Origin of the sequence: Mycobacterium cookii (assembly GCF_010727945.1) — a bacterium.
Lineage (GTDB): Bacteria > Actinomycetota > Actinomycetes > Mycobacteriales > Mycobacteriaceae > Mycobacterium > Mycobacterium cookii.
Map to the genome: position 1 here is coordinate 5,255,631 of NZ_AP022569.1, position 20,404 is coordinate 5,276,034.

Consider the following 20,404-nt stretch of genomic DNA (forward strand, 5'->3'; position numbering starts at 1 on the left):
CTGGTTTCCACGCCCGATCTGATGCTCGGTACTGTTCGCCGGCCTGTCGGCAGAAAGCGCACCGAGCGCGCGTAGCGGAGCGACTCGCCGGGCTACGCCGGCAACCGCGACCGACGTCACGGCGCGGGCTTGCCAAGCCGGATACCGCGCGCACGATCGAGCAATCGCGCCACGAGCAACGTCGATCGGCCGCATTGCGCCGGACTTCGGCGGACCTGCTCCGCGCAAATGCCGAGTCGCGCCACCAACTGGAAGCCTCCGTATCGTTGGCCCGCGCGAGCGCCGCTGCGTCTCAGCCCCAGCGATCTCCCACCAGCCGATTCGGCGGAAATCTGGGCAATGTCGTTCGAGGATGACCAGATCACGGCCAAGGTCGCCGAGATCACCGAGCATCGCGCTGTGATCGAGCAGGCCAAGGGCATGCTGATGCTGATTTACGGCCTGGATGCGGTTAGCGCTTTCGACCTGCTGAAGTGGCGGTCGCAGAAGAGCAACATCAAGCTGCGACGGCTTGCCCAGGAGCTCGTGGAGGAGTTCCGCGACGTCCGCGACCAAGCGATCAGCAATCGGTCGCCGTTCGATGATGTATTGCTCACCGCTCGTGCCGATGGCGACGAGGCAATGCCGTCGACCGCCAATTAGGATCGATCGCATGACTTCTGCTGCGAGCGCGATGATGGCGTCCGGGGCGGAGCTGCTCGACTACGACGACGTGATCGCGCGCTACAAGCCGGTACTCGGCTTGGAAGTGCACGTCGAGCTGTCCACCGCCACCAAGATGTTCTGCGGCTGCGCCAACGAGTTCGGTGCCGAGCCCAACACCCAGGTGTGCCCGGTCTGCCTCGGCCTGCCCGGCTCGCTGCCGGTGCTCAACGAGGCCGCCGTCGAGTCGGCGATCCGCATCGGGCTGGCGCTCAACTGCGAGATCGCGCCGTGGGGCCGGTTTGCGCGGAAGAACTACTTCTACCCCGACCAGCCGAAGAACTACCAGATCTCGCAGTACGACGAGCCGATCGCGATCGACGGCTACCTCGACGTCCCGCTGGATGACGGCAGCACATGGCGGGTGGCGATCGAGCGCGCGCACATGGAGGAAGACACCGGCAAGCTGACTCACCTAGGCAGTGACACCGGCCGGATCGCGGGTGCGACCACCTCGCTGGCCGACTACAACCGTGCCGGCGTGCCGCTCATCGAGATCGTCACCAAGCCCATCGAGCACACCGGCGAGCGGGCGCCGGAGATCGCCCGCGCCTACGTCACCGCGCTGCGCGATCTACTGCGCGCGCTGGACGTCTCCGATGTGCGAATGGACCAAGGCTCCATGCGTTGCGACGCCAACGTGTCACTGAAACCCAAGGGCGCCGGCGAATTCGGCATCCGCACCGAGACCAAGAACGTCAACTCGCTCAAGAGCGTCGAGGTCGCCGTCCGCTACGAGATGCGCCGGCAGGGCGCCGTTCTGGAGTCCGGTGGCCGAGTCATCCAGGAAACCAGGCACTTTCACGAAGACGGATACACGAGCGCGGGCCGCACCAAGGAGACCGCGGAAGACTACCGCTACTTTCCGGAGCCGGACCTGGAACCGGTCGCACCCAGCCGAGAACTGGTGGACCGATTGCGCACGACGATCCCTGAACTACCGTGGTTGCGCCGCAAGCGGATTCAGCAAGAATGGGGCATCTCCGACGAGGTGATGCGCGACCTGGTCAACGCCGGTGCCGTCGACCTGGTCATCGCGACCGTGGACCAAGGCGCACCGAGCGAACAGGCCCGGGCGTGGTGGGGCAACTTCCTGGTGCAAAAAGCCAACGAGGCCGGCCTGGAGCTTGAAGCATTACCCATCACGCCAGCCCAGGTCGCTGCGGTGGTGGGTCTCGTGGACAGCGGCAAGCTCACCACCAAGATGGCCCGCCAGGTCGTCGAGGGTGTGCTGGCCGGTGAGGGTGAGCCCGAACAGGTGATGACCGCACGCGGACTGGTCGTGGTGCGTGACGACTCGCTGATCCAAGCCGCCGTCGACGAGGCCTTGGCCGCCAATCCCGATGTGGCAGAAAAGATTCGTGGCGGCAAGGTGCAGGCCGCCGGCGCGATCGTCGGCGCCGTGATGAAGGCGACCAAGGGGCAGGCCGACGCGGCCCGGGTGCGCGAGCTGGTGTTGGCGGCCTGCAGCTAGAACAGCGTCGTCAATGCGCTGAACAGGTGGGAAACCTGCGCAGAGGCTAGCTGCGGATCGCTTGTGTTGAGAACTACGGTGATCAACCATGACCGGCATCGAAGACCAGCTTCGTGAGCAAGCAGTGGACACTGCGCTGGGGCGAATTCGCTTGCAAATCGGGGGAGCTGGTTCGCCAATCGTCTTCTGGCCCAGCCTGTTGATGACCGGAGACATGTGGCACGGGGTGGCCGGCCATCTCATGGTTCGGCGACAGGTGATCTTGGTGGACCCACCGGGGCAGGGTGGCAGCCAGCCCCTGACGCACCCGTTCAGCTTCGACGACTGCGCGCGCTGCGTCGCCGACATCCTCGACGGCCTCGGCATCCAACGGGCCGACTTCGTCGGCAACTCGTGGGGCGGCATGATCGGCGGGACCTTCGCCGCCACCTTTCCGGATCGAGTCGGCCGCGCGGTTCTGATGAACTGCACAGCCGGTAAAGCCAGTCTGCGACAACGGATCGAGTTCGCCATCCTGCTTCAGATGGCGCATTGGCAGGGCCGTATCGGGCCGTCACTGATCCGGCCGGTACTCAAGGCGTTCCTGGGGCCGACCTCGATGCGGGAACGTCCCGACGTGGTAGCCCACGTACGGGCCACGGTGCACGACGTCAACATCGCCTCCGCGTCGTGGGCGGTGAAAAGTGTGGTTCCGCGACGGCCCGACCAACGAGAGTTGTTGTCCCGCATCCGGACACCGGTGCTCGTCGTCGGCGGCGCCGAAGATAAGACGTTCCCGCCGCGGGACGCAGTCGCGATGGCCGACGCCATCCCCGGCGCATCGGTGCGGGTGCTCGACGGAGTGGCTCACCTGTCCGGTCTGGAGGACCCTGCTCTGGTCAGCAGGCTCATCGAGGAGTTTCTCGACGACGGCGAAAGTGGCCCTACCGCAACAGGCTGACTAGGTCTTGTCCTCGTTGGCCCGCGGGAAACCGCCGCCCTGCGGGAAGAGCGGGAACACCACGTCGTCGAGTCTCATGGCATCACCGTCGGTCTTGTTGACCGTCGCGCCCCACACGTTGCCGTCCGGCGACATCCGCAACGCCCACGCGTGTCCGTGCGTGTCCTGACGAACCACGTCGGGCTGTCCGGTCACCGCGCCGGTGCCCTGGGCCAGGTGCACGGCCACGGTCTGCTTGGTGTTGACGAGGTTGACCAGCACGGTGCCGTCCAAGGCTGAGCAGCCCCCCACCCCGGGCCGATCTGGCCACGTCCACACGGTGGAGACCTTCGAGTCCTTGGTGATGCGCTGCAACCGGTCGGCGGTCGGCGAACGGTCGAGAACATACAGTGAGCCGTCGACAGGGTCGGTGCACAGGCCGCCGCCGGAGCCGATACCGGTCAACGCCGTGGTCGGCGGTGCCGGATGCAGCGTGGTCGGCTGCTCCAGGCGGATGACCTTGCCGGCCAGCGACGCCGGGTCGTTGGCCATCGCCGGGTTGCCCGCGTCGCCGGTGAGGACGACCAGCGTGGTTGGGCTGGTGAACTGCAGCGCGCCCCTGTTGCCGATGGCGCCCTTGGGAATTCCGGTCAGGATGTCTTTGGGGATATCACCATCAGCGACACGGATGACCCGGTTGTCGGACGGGGTGCTGATGTAGGCGTACATCAGCCGGTCCTGCGAGTAGGTCGGGGAGAGCACGATGTCCATCAGCCCTCCGTCGCCGGCCGGGTCGACCGGAATGACGGTTTTGACCTTCGGCTCGGCGCTGACCGCCACCTCTTTGACAGCGCCGGTGGTCCGCTCGGCGACGAGCGCCGACTTGCTGTCCGGCTGCATGAGGAGGCCGCTGGTGCTCTCCAGGCAGCCCTGCATCACTCCGGGCGCCGGGCATGCCTTCGGAAACGGCTTGTCAGGCAGCGGCGGCGGCGGGGGAGGCGAAGAGCTCGGCGGAGCGTGGCGTTCGGGCTCGGTGGTGAACGGCTGTGAAGCGGCGTCGTTGAACTGCGCGCAACCAGCCACAACGACCATCGCCGAGCAGAGCACGGCAGCGTTGCGCGACTTCGACCACCTCAACTGCATAGCTGCCAGATTACGGATATGTCGGCTGCGATGCCCGTGACGGGTGCCGCGCGCCTTTCGTCTCGGCCCGCAAACAGTCGCCCACGCCGGGCGGCGCGCGAATCACGACCGCAAAAGGGCCGCTCAAATCCCCGATTCGCAGAAATTTGCCTTTACCCTGGCACGAGTGAGCAGTCAATCGCATGACGCACCTTGGCAGCGACCGGACCAATCCGCGGTGCCGACGGCGGAGCGACCAACCTCAGCGAACTTGGTCGACCCCGAAGACGATCTACCGTCGGACAGCTATGCCGGCGATTTCGAGACCACCCTGATCCCGCACTACGACTCCGCCCATTCCGGCAGCGTCCGCTCGTCGAGCTCGGGATACGGCGTGATGGGCAGCCACGAGCCGCTGCCCTACCAGCCCCAGTCCACCGGCACGCATTCGGTGTTCGCGCCCGGGGGCATCGACGAACACGAGCATCACCTCGACGACGAGCGGGTTCGCACCGCCAGCCGTCGCGGCACCCAGCATCTGGGTTTGCTGATCTTGCGGGTCGGCCTGGGTGGGGTGCTCATCGCGCACGGGCTGCAGAAGCTGTTCGGCTGGTGGGGCGGCGAAGGCCTGACGGGCTTCAAGAATTCGCTCTCTGACATCGGCTACCAGCACGCCGACATCCTCACTTACTGCGCGGCCGGCGGCGAGATCGCCGCGGGAGTGCTCCTGGTGCTGGGCTTGTTCACCCCGATCGCCGCCGCGGGTGCGCTGGCTTACCTGATCAACGGTGTGCTCGCCGGCATGTCGGCCCAGCACGGCAAGTCGTTTCCTTACTTCTTGCCGAACGGCCACGAATACGAGCTCACGCTGATCGTCATGGCCACCGCCGTCATCCTGGTCGGCCCCGGACGCTACGGCTTCGACGCCGGTCGCGGCTGGGCGCGACGGCCGTTCATCGGGTCGTTTGCCGCGCTGGTGGTCGGGATCGGCGTCGGTGTCGGGCTATGGATGCTGCTCAACGGCTCCAACCCGGTGCGCTAATCCGCGTACGGGTTGGGCACCCGGCCGTCGCTGGCCTGGGTCAACTGCGGCAGCGTGGCAAAGGTCACTGCGGGTAACCGCAGGTCGCGGCCATTTTTGAGCTGCGCGCGCGCCCAGGCGCCGCGGCGGAAGCGCAGCCCCTCGATGTCCTCCCACCGGACCGATCGGCTGCCGACCAGCGTGCGTACCGTCACGCCGTCGCGGTCGGCCTGCGTGCGCAGCCGAACGATCAACGCCGACAACAACACCGGAATGATCAGCAAGGGTGCGGTCACCGGCCAGGTCAGCACTGGGATCAGCAGGCCGAGGGCGAAGAAGCCCACCGCGAAATGCGCCATCGGTGAAATGTTGATCACCACCGGCAGCGTGGGTGCTGTTTCCTGCGGTGAATCGCCAGCCATGTATGCATCATGGCATCGAGGTCCGACGTGGCTGCCCGCCAGCGTCCGGCGCAGGCGGGATTTGACGTTTGACCAGTACGGCGCCTACCCTCGGGAACCGTGATCACTCCTGGAATGCTCGTAGTAGGTCGGCGCGTTGGTGCCTGACTGATTTCCAGCACACCAACGCGCAACCCTCGTGCAGCAGCTGAGCTGACGGGGGTTTTTTGTTGCCACCGACTTTCCAGAATTGACAAGCACCAAGAGGACAAGAGGACCCCGTGAGCGCACCCACCAGATCGCACTCCGATCCGCAGGCAGCGTCTTCCAAGCCTGCGTCGCAGGATGTGGCCCGTATCGCCTCCGATGCGGCCAAGCCCGCCGACAAGCCGCCGACCGTACGGCCGAAACATGTTGCGCCTGAGCAACTTACCGGAGCGCAGTCGGTCATCCGGTCGCTGGAGGAGCTTGACGTCGAGGTCATCTTCGGAATCCCCGGCGGAGCCGTGTTGCCGGTCTACGACCCGCTGTTCGACTCGAAGAAGCTGCGCCATGTGCTGGTTCGCCACGAGCAGGGCGCCGGCCATGCGGCGAGCGGCTACGCCCACGCCACCGGCAAGGTCGGCGTGATGATGGCGACCTCGGGCCCCGGTGCCACCAACCTGGTGACGCCGCTGGCCGACGCGCAGATGGACTCCATCCCGGTCGTCGCGGTCACCGGGCAGGTCGGTCGCTCGCTGATCGGGACCGACGCCTTCCAGGAGGCGGACATCTCGGGCATCACGATGCCGATCACCAAGCACAACTTCCTGGTTCGCGACGGCGACGAGATCCCGCGGGTGTTGGCCGAGGCGTTCCACATCGCGGCCAGCGGACGGCCGGGCGCGGTGCTCGTCGACATCCCCAAGGACGTGCTGCAAGGGCAGTGCACGTTCAGTTGGCCGCCGCGGATGGACCTGCCCGGCTACAAGCCCAACACCAAGCCGCACAACCGTCAGATTCACGAGGCCGCCAAGCTGATCGCCGCGGCGCACAAGCCGGTGCTCTACGTCGGCGGCGGCGTCATCCGCGGCGAGGCCACCGAGCAGCTGCGGGAACTGGCCGAGCTGACCGGAATCCCGGTCGTCACCACGCTGATGGCCCGCGGCGCGTTCCCGGACAGCCACCGGCAGCACCTGGGCATGCCCGGTATGCACGGCACGGTCGCGGCGGTGGCGGGGCTGCAGCGCAGCGACCTGCTGATCGCGCTGGGCACCCGCTTCGACGACCGCGTCACCGGACAGCTGGATTCGTTTGCGCCCGAGGCGAAAGTCATCCACGCCGACATCGACCCGGCCGAGATCGGCAAGAACCGGCACGCCGATGTGCCGATCGTCGGCGACGTCAAGGCCGTGATCACCGCGCTGATAGCGGCGCTGGAGCACGAAGGGACACCCGGCAATCTCGATATTGCCGACTGGTGGAGCTATCTCGACGACGTCAAGGCCACCTACCCGCTGAGCTACGGGCCGCAGAGTGACGGCAGCCTGAGCCCGGAGTACGTCATCGAGAAGCTGGGGGAGATCGCCGGACCGGATGCGGTGTACGTCGCCGGTGTCGGACAGCACCAGATGTGGGCCGCGCAGTTCGTCTCCTACGAGAAGCCGCGAACCTGGCTCAACTCAGGCGGTTTGGGCACCATGGGCTTCGCCGTCCCGGCGGCCATGGGCGCCAAGATGGCCCGCCCCGAGGCCGAAGTGTGGGCTATCGACGGCGACGGCTGCTTCCAGATGACCAACCAGGAACTGGCCACCTGCGCCATCGAAGGTGCGCCGATCAAGGTCGCATTGATCAACAACGGCAACCTGGGCATGGTGCGGCAGTGGCAGACCTTGTTCTACGGGGAGCGTTACTCGCAGACCGACCTGGCCACTCACTCGCACCGGATCCCGGACTTCGTCAAACTCGCCGAGGCGCTGGGCTGCGTCGGATTGCGTTGCGAGCGTGAGGAAGACGTCGTCGACGTGATCAACCAGGCCCGGGCGATCAACGATCGTCCGGTGGTGATCGACTTCATCGTCGGCGCCGACGCGCAGGTGTGGCCGATGGTCGCGGCCGGAACCTCGAACGACGAGATCCAGGCGGCCCGCGGCATCCGCCCGCTGTTCGACGACGAGACCGAAGGGCACGCGTGATGCGCGGCGGCGACGATTCAGAGCGCAGCGATGAGAAGGAGCGGCGCATATGACCGCAGGATCGACGACCAGGACGCATACCTTGTCGGTGCTGGTCGAAGACAAGCCCGGTGTGCTGGCCCGCGTGGCGGCACTGTTCTCCCGGCGCGGGTTCAACATCGAATCGCTGGCCGTGGGCGCCACCGAGCAGAAGGACATGTCGCGGATGACGATCGTGGTCTCCGCGGAAAGCACTCCGCTCGAGCAGATCACCAAACAGCTCAACAAGCTCATCAACGTCATCAAGATCATCGAGCAGAACGACGACAACTCGGTGTCCCGTGAGTTGGCGCTGATCAAAGTCCGCGCCGACGCCGGTACCCGCAGCCAGGTGATCGAAGCGGTTAACCTGTTCCGCGGCAAGGTGATCGACGTATCGCCGGAATCGCTGACCATCGAGGCCACCGGCGACCGCGGCAAACTCGAAGCGTTGCTGAAGGTGCTCGAACCGTTCGGCATCCGCGAAATAGCGCAATCGGGTGTGGTGTCGCTCGCGCGGGGTCCGCGCGGTATCGGTACCGCCAAATAATCAATCCAGATCGAAAAGCCAAGACAGAAGGAGACATTCACGTGGCTTTGGAGATGTTTTACGACGATGATGCCGACCTGTCGATCATCCAGGGCCGCAAAGTCGGCGTCATCGGATACGGCAGCCAGGGGCACGCGCACTCGCTGAGCCTGCGCGACTCCGGAGTTGAGGTCCGCGTCGGACTGAAGGAAGGCTCGAAGTCGCGGGCCAAAGTCGAGGAGCAGGGCCTGACCGTCGACACCCCGGCCGAGGTCGCCAAGTGGGCCGACGTGATCATGCTGCTGGCGCCCGACACCGCGCAGGCCGACATCTTCAAGAACGACATCGAGCCCAACCTGAAGGACGGCGACGCGCTGTTCTTCGGTCACGGCCTCAACATTCACTTCGACCTGATCAAGCCGCCCGGCAACGTCACCATCGCCATGGTCGCCCCGAAGGGGCCCGGCCACCTGGTGCGTCGTCAATTCGTCGACGGCAAGGGCGTGCCCTGCCTGATCGCCGTCGACCAGGACCCGACCGGTAACGGCGAGGCGCTCGCGCTGTCGTATGCCAAGGCCATCGGCGGCACCCGCGCGGGCGTCATCAAGACCACCTTCAAGGACGAGACCGAGACCGACCTGTTCGGTGAGCAGGCCGTGTTGTGTGGCGGCACAGAGGAATTGGTGAAGACCGGTTTCGACGTGATGGTCGAGGCAGGCTACCCGCCGGAGATGGCCTACTTCGAGGTGCTGCACGAGCTCAAGCTGATCGTCGACCTGATGTACGAGGGCGGCATCGCGCGGATGAATTACTCGGTGTCCGACACCGCCGAGTTCGGCGGTTACCTGTCGGGCCCGCGCGTCATCGACGCCGACACCAAGGAGCGGATGCGCGGCATCCTGCGCGACATCCAGAGCGGCGAGTTCACCAAGAAGCTCGTCGCCAACGTCGAGGGCGGCAACAAGCAGCTCGAGCAGCTGCGCAAGGAGAACGCCGAGCACCCCATCGAGGTCACCGGAAAGAAGTTGCGCGACCTGATGAGCTGGGTCGACCGCCCGATCACCGAGACCGCCTGACGCCCTGGCTTCGTCGAGATCGACGCTAGCGCGACAAGTTTCGGCGTGTTGTCGCGCTAGCGTCGATTTGGCGTGTCCGGCGGGTCGACGCGGACCCCGAACACCGGCTGAGGCACCCCATCGTTACTGAATTCCGCGCACCACGGCCGGTGCCCCTGCTCGTCCGGCCAGACCACCTGGAGGGCCCGCAGATCGGGCCCGTAGATCGAGAACGCGAATTTCAAGTGGGCGATCGGGTGCTGTACCTGGACGAAATCGAGCAGGAGTTCACCGCCGATCAACATCCGCTCGCCCGGTACCGGCCTTCCACCGTCCACGAGATATCCGGCGACGGTGTTGAGCACGAGTCTCGCACGCTGCGGCGGCATCCCCGTGACCAACAGTTCGGGCAGGCCTCGCTCATGCAAACCGATTGTGTACGCGAAAGGCGTGCGTCCGGTGACGTATTGCACAATCCAGCCATTTTCTTGTACGGCTGCGTAGATGAGCTCCAGCCACTCCTGCATGGTGGAATCCGGGTGATCGCATTTCCAGCACATAGGGTATTTCTCCTGTCGTAGCACTTGCGGACAGGATCCGCCCGGGTACCGACACTCATAGGCTCTGCGATCCGGCACAACCGCGACCATTAGGCTGGCCGGGTGAGCCTGCCTGTTGTTTTGATCGCTGACAAACTTGCCCAATCCACTGTCGAGGCCCTGGGTGACCAGGTCGAGGTGCGCTGGGTCGACGGCCCCGACCGCGAGAAGCTGCTGGCCGCTGTGCCCGAGGCCGACGCGCTGCTGGTTCGTTCGGCCACGACCGTCGACGCCGAGGTGCTGAGTGCCGCACCCAAGCTCAAGATCGTCGCCCGCGCCGGCGTCGGGCTGGACAACGTCGACGTGGACGCCGCCACCGAGCGCGGCGTGCTGGTGGTCAACGCGCCGACGTCGAACATCCACAGCGCCGCCGAACACGCCGTGGCGCTGCTGCTGTCGGCTGCCCGCCAGATTCCTGCCGCCGACGCCACCCTGCGCGAACATGCCTGGAAGCGGTCGTCGTTCTCCGGCACCGAGATCTTCGGCAAGACGGTCGGAGTGGTCGGCCTGGGCCGGATCGGGCAGCTGGTTGCCCAGCGGCTGGCCGCATTCGAGGCACACATCGTCGCCTACGACCCGTACGTGTCGGCCGCGCGGGCCGCGCAGTTGGGCATCGAGTTGCTGACTCTCGACGAGCTGTTGGGACGGGCTGATTTCATCTCGGTGCACCTGCCCAAGACGCCCGAGACCGCAGGCCTGATCGACAAAGAGGCGCTGGCCAAGACCAAGCCGGGCGTGATCATCGTCAACGCCGCACGCGGCGGACTGATCGACGAGGCTGCACTGGCCGACGCCATCTCCAGCGGACATGTGCGTGCCGCCGGCGTCGACGTCTACTCCAAGGAGCCGTGCACGGACAGCCCGCTGTTCGAGCTGTCGCAGGTGGTGGCGACCCCGCACCTGGGGGCGTCGACCGAAGAGGCACAGGACCGCGCCGGCACCGACGTCGCAGCCAGTGTGAAGCTGGCGCTGGCAGGCGAATTCGTTCCCGACGCGGTCAATGTCGGAGGCGGGGCGGTCAGCGAAGAGGTGGCGCCGTGGCTGGATCTGGCCCGCAAACTCGGTGTGCTGGCCGGTGCGCTCAGCGAGGAACTGCCGACGTCGCTGTCGGTGCAAGTCCGCGGCGAGCTGGCCTCCGAAGATGTTGAGGTGCTGCGGCTTTCGGCGCTGCGGGGTCTGTTCTCGGCGGTGATCGAGGACCAGGTGACGTTCGTCAACGCGCCGGCGATCGCCGAGGAGCGCGGCGTGGCTGCCGATATCAGCACCGCCACCGAAAGCCCTAACCACCGCAGCGTCGTCGACGTGCGCGCCGTCGCCGCCGACGGTTCGGTGGTGAATGTGGCCGGAGCGTTGTCCGGTCCGCAGCAGGTGGAGAAGATCGTGCAGATCAACGGTCGCAACTTCGACCTGCGCGCGCAAGGCATCTACCTCGTCATCAATTACGCCGATCAGCCTGGGGCACTGGGCAAGATCGGCACGCTGCTCGGTACCGCCGGGGTGAACATTCAGGCCGCGCAACTCTCCGAGGACGCCGAGGGCCCGGGTGCGACGATCCTGCTTCGTGTGGACCGCGACATCCCCGCCGATGTTCGCGACGAGATCAGAACGTCGGTGTCGGCCAACAAACTCGAAGTGGTTGACCTGTCGTGAAACTCGCAGTGATTCCGGGCGACGGGATCGGGCCCGAGGTCATCGCCGAAGCGGTCAAGGTTCTCGATGCGGTGCTGCCCGGGGTTGAGAAGACCGAATACGACTTGGGCGCCAAGCGATTTCACGCCACCGGAGAGGTATTGCCGGAGTCGGTGGTTCCCGAACTGCGGACGCACGACGCAATCCTTTTGGGTGCTATTGGTGATCCGTCAGTGCCCAGTGGCGTGCTCGAGCGAGGTCTGCTGCTGCGTCTGCGTTTCGAGCTGGACCACCACGTCAACCTGCGACCGGGTCGGCTCTATCCGGGTGTGAGCAGTCCTTTGGCGGGTAACCCGGAGATCGACTTCGTCGTGGTCCGCGAGGGCACCGAGGGTCCTTACACCGGGACCGGCGGCGCGATCCGCGTCGGCACCCCCCACGAGGTGGCCACCGAGGTCAGCATTAACACCGCTTTCGGCGTTCGACGAGTTGTCGCAGACGCTTTCGAGCGCGCACAACACCGTCGCAAACACCTGACGCTGGTGCACAAGACCAACGTGCTGACGTTTGCCGGATCACTGTGGTCGCGAACCGTGCAAGAGGTCGGTGAGAAATATCCCGACGTCGAGGTCGCCTATCAGCACGTCGACGCCGCGACGATCCACTTGGTGACCGATCCGGGTCGCTTCGATGTGATCGTCACCGACAACCTGTTCGGCGACATCATCACCGATCTGGCCGCTGCTGTCTGCGGCGGTATCGGGTTGGCGGCCAGCGGAAATATCGACGCCACTCGCACCAACCCGTCGATGTTCGAGCCGGTGCACGGCAGCGCGCCCGATATCGCCGGGCAGGGGATCGCCGATCCGACCGCCGCGGTTATGTCGGTGGCGCTGTTGCTTTCCCACGTCGGCGAAGACGCTGCCGCCGCGCGAGTGGACCGGGCCGTGGCGTCCCATCTGGCCAGTCGCCCGACTGCAAAGCTATCCACCGCCGAAATCGGCGAACGGATTGCGTCCGGGCTCTAGTTTCCAGGCCGGGCGGCAGCGTCTTGGTCGGTACGATCGGCGCGGCCAGCAGCGGGAAGAGCCCACAGATGGCGAATGCCAAGGGATATCCCGATCCGGCGATCAGGTTGCCGAGCACCGGCGGCGCTCCGGCTGCCATCAGTCGTTGATAGGTGTTCTGCAGGCCCAGCGACCGCCCGCTCCAGAACGGTCCGGCGTATTCGGTGATCGCGGTGGATTCCAACCCATTGTCGAGCACGGCGACCACGGCCGCCGCGACCATCAGCGGCACGGCGATCAACAAGTGCAGATGGTCGGCCACTGCCAACATGACGAGGATCAGCACGGCCGCGACGGCCATCATGCGCACCGGGCGTAGCCGCGACCCGACCCGGTCTGACCATCGGCCGACCAAGATCCGGCCTACGGCCCCGAGCACCTGCGACACCGTGACAACACATCCCGCAGCCACGATCGAACACCGGTAGTTCGCGATCAGCCAGATCAACATGAATGTGACGGTCAGCGTCTGCGGAATCGTCAGCAGCGCGGAGACCATGTGGATTCGGCGCAGCACCATCGATCCGCGGTATGGGTTGGCCAACTCTTGTTCGGTGGCGTGGGCCCGTTCCTTGCGGGGCGGATCTTTGATGGCAACGGCGCTGAGCACCGCAGCTGCCGCGCACAGCACAGCCGGGAAGATCATCCCCCAGGTCGCCGACCGAGCGTGGTCGGCGATGATCGGAATAGCCAACGCACCCAACGCAATTCCGAGTGGCTGGGCGGTCTGGCGGACGCCCATGGCCAGCCCGCGTTGTTCCGGCGGGAACCATCCCGAGACCAGCCTGCCGCCCGCCGAATTGCAATTGGCCGCGGCCATGCCGCCGAGGACCAGCCATGCCGCGAAGGCGACGACGGAGTGCACGGCGGTCGCCCCGAATGCCGCTACCGCCGTCAGTGCTGAGCCGATCGTCAGCACGACGCGCTCGCCCACCCGGTCGAGCAGCCAACCCCACAGAATCAGCGTCGCCACCATGCCGAAGCTCGGCATCGACGACAACAGCCCCGCCTCGGCCAGCGGCGTGCCCAGGTCCTCTTCGAGTGCGGGGATCAGGAAGGCGACGCCGTTGATGAACACGAAGGCACTCGCCGTCACCAGCAAAGAGATGATGACGATCGACCAGCGTCGGCCTGTGCTGAGTCCGACCGTGCCGGTCGGCTGGGTTTGATTGCCGGATTCCTCTGCGGCCCGTGGCCGGGCCGCATCGTCGTCCGGCTGGGTCGGCATCGATCCATGCTCGCATAGCGATGTGAGTGCTGGGACCAAAGCGACGACGGCCCGCGGCGCCCGGCTTTGCGACCGCTATTAGGCTCAGACAAATGCGCCTTGGCCGAATTGCAAGTCCCGAAGGTGTCGCGTTCGTCAGCATCGAGGGCGAGCCCGACGAGCCAATCGCCCGCGAAATCGCCGAGCATCCGTTCGGCACGCCGACATTCACCGGTCGCGCCTGGCCGGTGGCTGACGTGCGCTTACTGTCGCCGATCCTGGCCAGCAAGGTGGTCTGCGTCGGCAAGAACTACGCCGATCACATCGCCGAGATGGGCGGCACGACCGGCCCGGTGCCGGCCGATCCGGTGATCTTCCTCAAACCCAACACCGCGATCATCGGGCCCAACGTGCCGATTCGGTTGCCGGCCAACGCATCGCCGGTGCATTTCGAGGGTGAACTGGCCGCGGTCATCGGCCGGCCCTGCAAGGACGTCACAGCTGACCGTGCCGCCGAGAGCATCCTCGGCTATACCATCGCCAACGACGTGTCGGCCCGCGATCAGCAGCAGGCCGACGGACAGTGGACGCGGGCGAAGGGCCACGACACCTTCTGCCCGGTCGGGCCGTGGATCTCCACCGACGTCGACCCGTCCGACCTGGAACTGCGCACCGAGGTCAACGGCGAGGTCAAACAGGACAGTCGCACCTCGCTGATGATCCACGACGTCGGCGCGATCGTGGAGTGGATCTCGGCAGTAATGACGCTGCTGCCCGGCGACCTCATCTTGACCGGTACGCCCGCCGGCGTCGGACCGATCGAGGACGGCGACACGGTCAACATCACCATTTCCGGCATCGGAACGCTGTCAAATCCCGTTGTGCGGAAATAGGACTCACGCACCGAACGGCAGGCCCGTCGGGCGGGTCGGGCGCAGGTGAGACGCGAGCTGTTTGTTTGGTAGTCTGCTCGACGGCCCATTACGACTGGCAGCAGCGCCGCGACACCGCAGATCGTCCGTGGAAAGCATTCTGACCAGCAGTTTTAGGCAGCCAATGGGGTATGGTGTAATTGGCAACACAGCTGATTCTGGTTCAGCCATTCTAGGTTCGAGTCCTGGTACCCCAGCAAAGTTCGCCCTTCTCAAGCGATTAGGTGGGCACTCGCGAGTGAGCTATGCTGGCTCCTCGGATCGGTTCCGGCCCCGTCGTCTAGCGGCCTAGGACGCCGCCCTCTCACGGCGGTAGCGTGGGTTCGAATCCCATCGGGGCTACTCATCCTTCAAGCGTGATATCGCCTATTAACCTGCGGCAGGCGCCGTGGTACCGCCCACCGGCATGTGCGGCATTCCGAGCTTGCGGTGATCCCACGAGCGAGTGCGATTGCTGACGATGCGCACCGCCACCCGCTTGTTCATCATCATGTCGACGGCCGGTTTCATCTCGTCGGTGTAGGGCCCGGTGTAGCGCTCCCACACGCTGACGCCCACGCGGAAGATCGCATCCGGGTCCTCGACGATCTCCGCGACGCCTTCGAACGACACACCCCGCAACGTGTCGTAGGTCGCGCCGTCTTCGAGCAGGAAACTGACTCGCGGGTCGCGTTTGAGATTGACCGCTTTCTGCGACTTCGCTTTGGTCTCCAGCCAGATCTCGCCGTCGACCACGCCGTACCACATCGCGGTCAAATGCGGCTGCCCGTCCGGCCCGATGGTGGCCAGTGTGCCGGTGCGGCTGCTGTTTACGAAGTCGGTGATCTCCGCCTCGGACATGACGATCTGCGCGCGCTGGTTCGTTCCCATGGCGACAGTGTGTCAGGTCACGTTGCGGCGCCCGGCAATGCGGTGCGAATCACAGCCGTCGCGTGAGCGCGTCCGCGGCGGCGAGCAGATCCGCCGCCCAGCGTGCGCCCGGGCGGCGGCCCATCCGGTCGATGGGTCCCGACACCGAGATCGCAGCGATCACCGCACCATTCGCGTCGCGCACCGGCGCCGAGACGCTGGCTACTCCCGGCTCGCGTTCGGCGGCGCTCTGCGCCCAGCCGCGGCGACGCACCTCGGTCAACGTGCGGTCGCTGAACTTCGCGACGGGCAGGACGGCTGCCTGGGTGGCGTCGTCGCTGTAGGCCAGCAAGACCTTGGCGCCAGAACCGGCCGTCATCGGCAGTCGCGTGCCCACCGGGACGGTATCGCGAAGGCCCGCAGGCGGTTCCAGCGCGGCGATGCATATCCGGGAACTGCCTTCGCGCCGATACAACTGCACGCTCTCACCGGTGATCTCGCGCAGTCGCGGCAGGACGATGGCGCTGGCCGCCAGTAGCGGGTCGTTCACCTGTGCGGCGAGTTCGCTGATCGCGGGACCCAGATGCCAGCGGCCCTCGCCGTCGCGGGCCAGCAGTCGATGGACCTCCAGGCCGGCCGCCAGGCGATGGGCGGTGGCCCTGGGCAGGCCAGTGCGATCGCACAATTCGGCCAATCCGCATGGCGATTCCGCGATCGTGTGCAGAACCCCCACGGCTTTGTCGAGCACGCCGATGCCGCTATCCTGTCTCACAGAGAGATACTAACGTCTCGCATAGTGAGATCGACGAATTGGGATGACCTCGTGACAGAAACTTCAGCCGACAACAGCGCTGGGCGTCCGCGCACGCTGGCGGAGAAGGTGTGGGAGGACCACGTGGTGGCCTCCGGCGGTGGCACCGAACCTGACCTGATCTACATCGATCTGCATCTGGTGCACGAGGTCACCAGTCCGCAAGCCTTCGACGGTCTGCGCTTGGCCGGCCGGCCGGTACGCCGCCCCGACCTGACGATCGCGACCGAAGACCACAACGTGCCAACGATCGACATCGACAAGCCGATCGCTGATCCGGTGTCGCGCAAACAAGTCGAGACTCTGCGGAGCAACTGCGCCGAATTCGGTGTCCGTCTCTATCCGATGGGCGATATCGAACAGGGCATCGTGCATGTGGTCGGTCCGCAGTTGGGTCTGACCCAGCCGGGGATGACGGTCGTCTGCGGCGACAGCCACACCTCGACGCACGGCGCATTCGGCGCGTTGGCGATGGGCATCGGGACGTCGGAGGTCGAGCATGTGCTCGCCACGCAGACACTTCCACTGCGGCCGTTCAAGACCATGGCCGTCAATGTCGACGGCGAGTTGCCGCCCGGGGTGACGGCCAAGGACATCATTCTTGCGGTCATCGCCAAGATCGGGACCGGCGGCGGGCAGGGTCACGTCATCGAATACCGCGGCAGCGCCATCGAGTCGCTGTCGATGGAGGCCCGGATGACGGTCTGCAACATGAGCATCGAGGCCGGCGCGAGGGCGGGAATGGTGGCGCCCGACGCCACCACCTACGAATTCCTGCGCGGCCGTCCGCACGCGCCGACCGGCGCGCAGTGGGATGCGGCGCAGGCGTACTGGGATCAGCTGCGCACCGACGACGGCGCCGAGTTCGACACCGAAGTCCATCTGGACGCCGCCTCGTTGACCCCGTTCGTGACGTGGGGCACCAATCCGGGCCAGGGCGTGCCGCTGGGCGCGGTGGTACCGGACCCCGAGCTGATGTCCGACGACAACGAGCGGCAGTCGGCCGAGAAAGCGCTGGCGTACATGGATCTTCGGCCGGGAACGCCGATGCGCGACATCGCCGTGGACACGGTGTTCGTCGGCTCGTGCACCAACGGGCGCATCGAGGATCTGCGCGCGGTGGCCGACATTCTGCGGGGACGGAAGGTGGCCGACGGCGTACGGATGCTGGTTGTGCCCGGATCGATGCGGGTGCGCGCGGTGGCCGAAAGTGAAGGGCTGGGCGAGATCTTCACCGCCGCAGGCGCCGAATGGCGGCAGGCCGGCTGCTCGATGTGCTTGGGGATGAATCCCGATCAACTCGCACCGGGGGAGCGCTGCGCGGCAACGTCGAACCGCAACTTCGAAGGACGTCAGGGCAAGGGCGGCCGTACGCATTTGGTGTCGCCGGCCGTCGCCGCGGCCACCGCAGTGCGCGGAAAACTCTCCGCCCCGGCCGACTTGAACTGAGAAGAGGAAGAACTCGAATGGACGCTTTCCACACCCACACCGGCATCGGCGTACCGCTGCGGCGGTCGAATGTCGACACCGATCAGATCATTCCTGCGGTCTATTTGAAGCGTGTGACCCGAACAGGTTTCGAGGACGGATTGTTCGCATCCTGGCGAACCGAACCGTCTTTCGTGCTCAATCTCAGTCCATTCGACAGGGGCTCGGTACTGGTTGCCGGACCCGATTTCGGCACCGGATCCTCACGCGAGCATGCGGTGTGGGCGCTCATGGACTACGGCTTCCGAGTGGTGATCTCGTCGCGGTTCGGCGACATTTTCCGCGGCAATGCGGGGAAGGCCGGGCTGCTGGCGGCCGAAGTTGCTCAAGATGATGTCGAACTTTTATGGAAGCTCATCGAGGGCAGCCCGGGGCTGGAAATCACTGTCAATCTTCAAGATCGGAATGTCACGGCGGGAACGGTGGTGGTGCCGTTCAAGATTGACGATTACACCGCGTGGCGTCTGCAAGAGGGACTCGACGATATAGCCCTTACGCTGCGTAAACGGGACGAGATCGAAATCTTCGAGGGGTCCAGGCCGGACTGGAAACCGACGACGCTGCCCACTTCTTAGCGGCTCGGGCGAGCCCGAATTTCGGGCCACACAGGGCCGTATTTGGCGGCGCCGCCACCTCCCAAGCGCGGCAACCGGATTCCTAAAAAGTTCGCCAGGAACCATTGAAATTGCGCGTGGCTCTTGGAAATCAGGCACTTGAGGGTTTACCGTGTCTGCTAGTCGGTCCAAACGAGGACCACTAGCTTCGGAGGATTTGCATGAACAAAGCAGAGCTCATTGATGCACTGACAGATAAATTGGGCTCGGACCGTCGGTCGGCAACCGCCGCCGTCGAGAATGTTGTCGACACGATTGTGCGGGCAGTGCACAAGGGCGAGAGCGTCACCATTACCGGGTTCGGCGTTTTCGAACAGCGGCGTCGCGCGGCCCGAGTAGCCCGTAACCCGCGCACTGGCGAGACGGTGAAGGTTAAGCCAACCTCCGTGCCGGCCTTCCGGCCTGGCGCACAATTCAAAGCGGTTGTCGCTGGCGCGCAGCGTCTCCCGGCGGAAGGACCAGCAGTGAAGCGTGGTGTTGTCGCAAGCGGTGGTGCCAAGAAGGCGGCCAAGAAGGCGCCCGCGAAGAAGACCGCCGCCAAGAAGACCGCTGTGAAGAAGGCTCCGGCCAAGAAGGCAGCCGTCAAGAAGGTCGTCAAGAAGGCGCCCGTCAAGAAGGCCGCGGTGAAGAAGGCTCCGGCCAAGAAGACCACGACCAAGCGGGTTACCAAGGCGGCCGTGAAGAAGGCTCCGGCGAAGAAGGCCGCAACCAAGCGGGCTCCGGCCAAGAAGGCTCCGGCCAAGAAGGCCACCGCCCGTCGCGGCCGCCGGTAGGCGTTCGACACATCGCAAGCTGAATTCGCCGCGGGGCCGGCTCTCACGAGCCCCCCGCGGCGAATTTGCGTGCTATGTCGCTACGTTGGCGGCCAGAGCGCTGCCGATGTGATCGGCCGCGATGAGGTGGCCGTCGACTAGCGACAGCACCCAGGTGCTGCCTTTTCGGTTACGTGACTTGTCCGGGCGCACCCCGTCGCGTTCGCACCACCAGGCGATGAGGTCCGGAATCACCTTGCCCTGCGTACAGATCACCGGCGTTCGATGTGACTCGGCAATCTGCAGTACCCGCCGTCGAGCGCGTTTCGGGTTGTCGGCGTAGGCCTCTTCGGTCAACGACGGCTCGTTGCCGATGAGCGCGCCCAGTTCTTCGGCCAGTGGCTCCACGGTCTGGTGGCATCGCAAGCGATCGGCGGCGTACACATCGGTGGGACCGAAGGTCGTCAGTTGGGTGACGAGCGCCTCGGCCTGGGCCCTGCCCTTCTTGTCCAGCGGTCGAATCTTGTCGTCGCCGGAGAATCGCGACTTGCTGCCGGCTGTGCCGTGCCGGACTATCAGAACCGACTGGGTGTCGGCCGGATGCTTGGCCCAGCGTCGCAAGATCTTTCGGTCATAGGCGTAAGACACCTTCTTGAGCGCGGCGGGCACCGCCAGCCAGACGAGGTCGTCGACCTCATTGTTGGGAGCGAAACTGCCGCCGATGCTACGTGCCGACCAGTACTGCACCTTCTTCGTACGTGGCTCGATCGGATAGCTCACCGTCGCTATTCGGCGTCCGAGTTGTACGTGATGCCCGGTCTCTTCAAGTACCTCGCGCACTGCTGTCACCGGCTCGGTCTCGCCGGGATCGACTTTGCCCTTGGGCAGCGACCAGTCGTCGTAGCGCGGGCGATGGATGACCGCGACCTCCGCGGCGGATTCGCGGTGCCCGGGCCGCCACAGCACAGCACCCGCCGCGTAGACGATCTTGCTTGCCGCGGACTGTGTCGACACCTGAACTCCTGCAGGTCAATTCGGGAC

At 65.6% G+C, this 20,404-nt stretch carries 19 protein-coding genes, 2 tRNA genes and 1 pseudogene; 15 read left to right on the forward strand and 7 right to left on the reverse strand.

Features of this window, described 5'->3' with window-relative positions:
• Positions 1-339: 339 nt before the first annotated feature.
• From G6N27_RS24725 to G6N27_RS24735, 3 genes are all read left to right on the forward strand, one after another.
• A complete protein-coding gene (locus tag G6N27_RS24725; RefSeq protein WP_232064795.1) occupies positions 340-642 on the forward strand; it encodes an ANTAR domain-containing protein in 303 nt (100 codons plus the stop codon).
• A 10-nt stretch (positions 643-652) separates the two neighbouring features.
• Positions 653-2,176: an Asp-tRNA(Asn)/Glu-tRNA(Gln) amidotransferase subunit GatB gene (gatB, locus tag G6N27_RS24730; protein ID WP_163781037.1), complete on the forward strand. Its 1,524-nt coding sequence runs from the start codon at positions 653-655 to the stop codon at positions 2,174-2,176.
• 88 nt (positions 2,177-2,264) lie between these two features.
• A complete protein-coding gene (locus tag G6N27_RS24735) occupies positions 2,265-3,116 on the forward strand; it encodes an alpha/beta fold hydrolase (protein ID WP_163781039.1) in 852 nt (283 codons plus the stop codon).
• Here G6N27_RS24735 and G6N27_RS24740 read toward each other — a convergent pair whose 3' ends face one another.
• A complete protein-coding gene (locus tag G6N27_RS24740) occupies positions 3,117-4,238 on the reverse strand; it encodes a PQQ-dependent sugar dehydrogenase (RefSeq protein ID WP_163781040.1) in 1,122 nt (373 codons plus the stop codon).
• Positions 4,239-4,404: 166 nt separating this feature from the next.
• On the opposite strand from G6N27_RS24740, the gene G6N27_RS24745 reads away from it, so the two are divergent.
• Complete coding sequence (locus G6N27_RS24745; protein ID WP_163781042.1) at positions 4,405-5,259, forward strand: DoxX family protein; 855 nt, start codon at positions 4,405-4,407, stop codon at positions 5,257-5,259.
• On the opposite strand, the gene G6N27_RS24750 is transcribed toward G6N27_RS24745, so the two are convergent.
• The gene (locus G6N27_RS24750; RefSeq protein WP_179963329.1) at positions 5,256-5,660 is read right to left on the reverse strand and encodes a PH domain-containing protein; all 405 of its coding nucleotides are present in this window, start codon (positions 5,658-5,660) and stop codon (positions 5,256-5,258) included. The genes G6N27_RS24745 and G6N27_RS24750 overlap by 4 nt on opposite strands.
• Positions 5,661-5,920: 260 nt before the next feature.
• Here G6N27_RS24750 and G6N27_RS24755 point away from each other — a divergent pair, with 260 nt between their 5' ends.
• From G6N27_RS24755 to ilvC, 3 genes are read left to right on the forward strand one after another with little or no spacing between them, the layout of a single operon-like run.
• Positions 5,921-7,813 carry an acetolactate synthase large subunit gene (locus G6N27_RS24755; RefSeq protein WP_163781044.1) on the forward strand — a complete coding sequence of 631 codons (1,893 nt, stop codon included), beginning with the start codon at positions 5,921-5,923 and terminating at the stop codon, positions 7,811-7,813.
• Positions 7,814-7,862: 49 nt separating this feature from the next.
• Entirely contained in the window at positions 7,863-8,381 is a 519-nt protein-coding gene (gene ilvN, locus G6N27_RS24760) for an acetolactate synthase small subunit (protein WP_163781053.1), read from the forward strand.
• Between the two features lie 53 nt (positions 8,382-8,434).
• Positions 8,435-9,436: a ketol-acid reductoisomerase gene (ilvC, locus tag G6N27_RS24765; RefSeq protein ID WP_179963422.1), complete on the forward strand. Its 1,002-nt coding sequence runs from the start codon at positions 8,435-8,437 to the stop codon at positions 9,434-9,436.
• A 56-nt stretch (positions 9,437-9,492) separates the two neighbouring features.
• Here ilvC and G6N27_RS24770 read toward each other — a convergent pair whose 3' ends face one another.
• Entirely contained in the window at positions 9,493-9,942 is a 450-nt protein-coding gene (locus G6N27_RS24770; protein ID WP_232064796.1) for a DUF4262 domain-containing protein, read from the reverse strand.
• A 135-nt stretch (positions 9,943-10,077) separates the two neighbouring features.
• Here G6N27_RS24770 and serA point away from each other — a divergent pair, with 135 nt between their 5' ends.
• Together serA and G6N27_RS24780 are read left to right on the forward strand one after the other, a co-directional pair.
• The gene (gene serA, locus G6N27_RS24775; protein ID WP_163781058.1) at positions 10,078-11,664 is read left to right on the forward strand and encodes a phosphoglycerate dehydrogenase; all 1,587 of its coding nucleotides are present in this window, start codon (positions 10,078-10,080) and stop codon (positions 11,662-11,664) included.
• A complete protein-coding gene (locus G6N27_RS24780) occupies positions 11,661-12,671 on the forward strand; it encodes a 3-isopropylmalate dehydrogenase (RefSeq protein ID WP_163781060.1) in 1,011 nt (336 codons plus the stop codon). The genes serA and G6N27_RS24780 overlap by 4 nt, the downstream gene beginning before the upstream one ends.
• A gap of 181 nt (positions 12,672-12,852) precedes the next feature.
• Here the strand turns inward: G6N27_RS24780 and G6N27_RS24785 are convergent.
• Positions 12,853-13,938: pseudogene (locus tag G6N27_RS24785) on the reverse strand (MFS transporter); the annotation flags it as partial.
• A 92-nt stretch (positions 13,939-14,030) separates the two neighbouring features.
• Here G6N27_RS24785 and G6N27_RS24790 point away from each other — a divergent pair.
• From G6N27_RS24790 to G6N27_RS24800, 3 genes are all read left to right on the forward strand, one after another.
• Positions 14,031-14,810: a fumarylacetoacetate hydrolase family protein gene (locus tag G6N27_RS24790; protein ID WP_163781062.1), complete on the forward strand. Its 780-nt coding sequence runs from the start codon at positions 14,031-14,033 to the stop codon at positions 14,808-14,810.
• Between the two features lie 164 nt (positions 14,811-14,974).
• Positions 14,975-15,046, forward strand: a tRNA-Gln gene (locus tag G6N27_RS24795).
• Positions 15,047-15,118: 72 nt separating this feature from the next.
• Positions 15,119-15,191: transfer RNA gene (locus tag G6N27_RS24800), tRNA-Glu, on the forward strand.
• Between the two features lie 27 nt (positions 15,192-15,218).
• Here the strand turns inward: G6N27_RS24800 and G6N27_RS24805 are convergent.
• Positions 15,219-15,719 carry a PPOX class F420-dependent oxidoreductase gene (locus tag G6N27_RS24805; RefSeq protein WP_163781064.1) on the reverse strand — a complete coding sequence of 167 codons (501 nt, stop codon included), beginning with the start codon at positions 15,717-15,719 and terminating at the stop codon, positions 15,219-15,221.
• Positions 15,720-15,768: 49 nt separating this feature from the next.
• Positions 15,769-16,470, reverse strand: a complete 702-nt coding sequence (locus tag G6N27_RS24810) for an IclR family transcriptional regulator (RefSeq protein WP_163781065.1) — start codon at positions 16,468-16,470, stop codon at positions 15,769-15,771.
• A 51-nt stretch (positions 16,471-16,521) separates the two neighbouring features.
• On the opposite strand from G6N27_RS24810, the gene leuC reads away from it, so the two are divergent.
• The 3 genes from leuC to G6N27_RS24825 all read left to right on the forward strand — a co-directional run bounded on the left by leuC (position 16,522) and on the right by G6N27_RS24825 (position 19,384).
• Positions 16,522-17,958 carry a 3-isopropylmalate dehydratase large subunit gene (gene leuC, locus G6N27_RS24815; RefSeq protein WP_163781067.1) on the forward strand — a complete coding sequence of 479 codons (1,437 nt, stop codon included), beginning with the start codon at positions 16,522-16,524 and terminating at the stop codon, positions 17,956-17,958.
• 17 nt (positions 17,959-17,975) lie between these two features.
• Positions 17,976-18,572, forward strand: coding sequence for a 3-isopropylmalate dehydratase small subunit (leuD, locus tag G6N27_RS24820; protein WP_163781070.1), 597 nt, complete (start codon positions 17,976-17,978; stop codon positions 18,570-18,572).
• Positions 18,573-18,772: 200 nt separating this feature from the next.
• Positions 18,773-19,384 (forward strand): HU family DNA-binding protein, encoded by a 612-nt coding sequence (locus tag G6N27_RS24825; RefSeq protein WP_163781071.1) that lies wholly within the window; start codon positions 18,773-18,775, stop codon positions 19,382-19,384.
• A 72-nt stretch (positions 19,385-19,456) separates the two neighbouring features.
• On the opposite strand, the gene mutT1 is transcribed toward G6N27_RS24825, so the two are convergent.
• Positions 19,457-20,377 (reverse strand): 8-oxo-(d)GTP phosphatase MutT1, encoded by a 921-nt coding sequence (mutT1, locus tag G6N27_RS24830; RefSeq protein ID WP_163781073.1) that lies wholly within the window; start codon positions 20,375-20,377, stop codon positions 19,457-19,459.
• Positions 20,378-20,404: the final 27 nt, after the last annotated feature.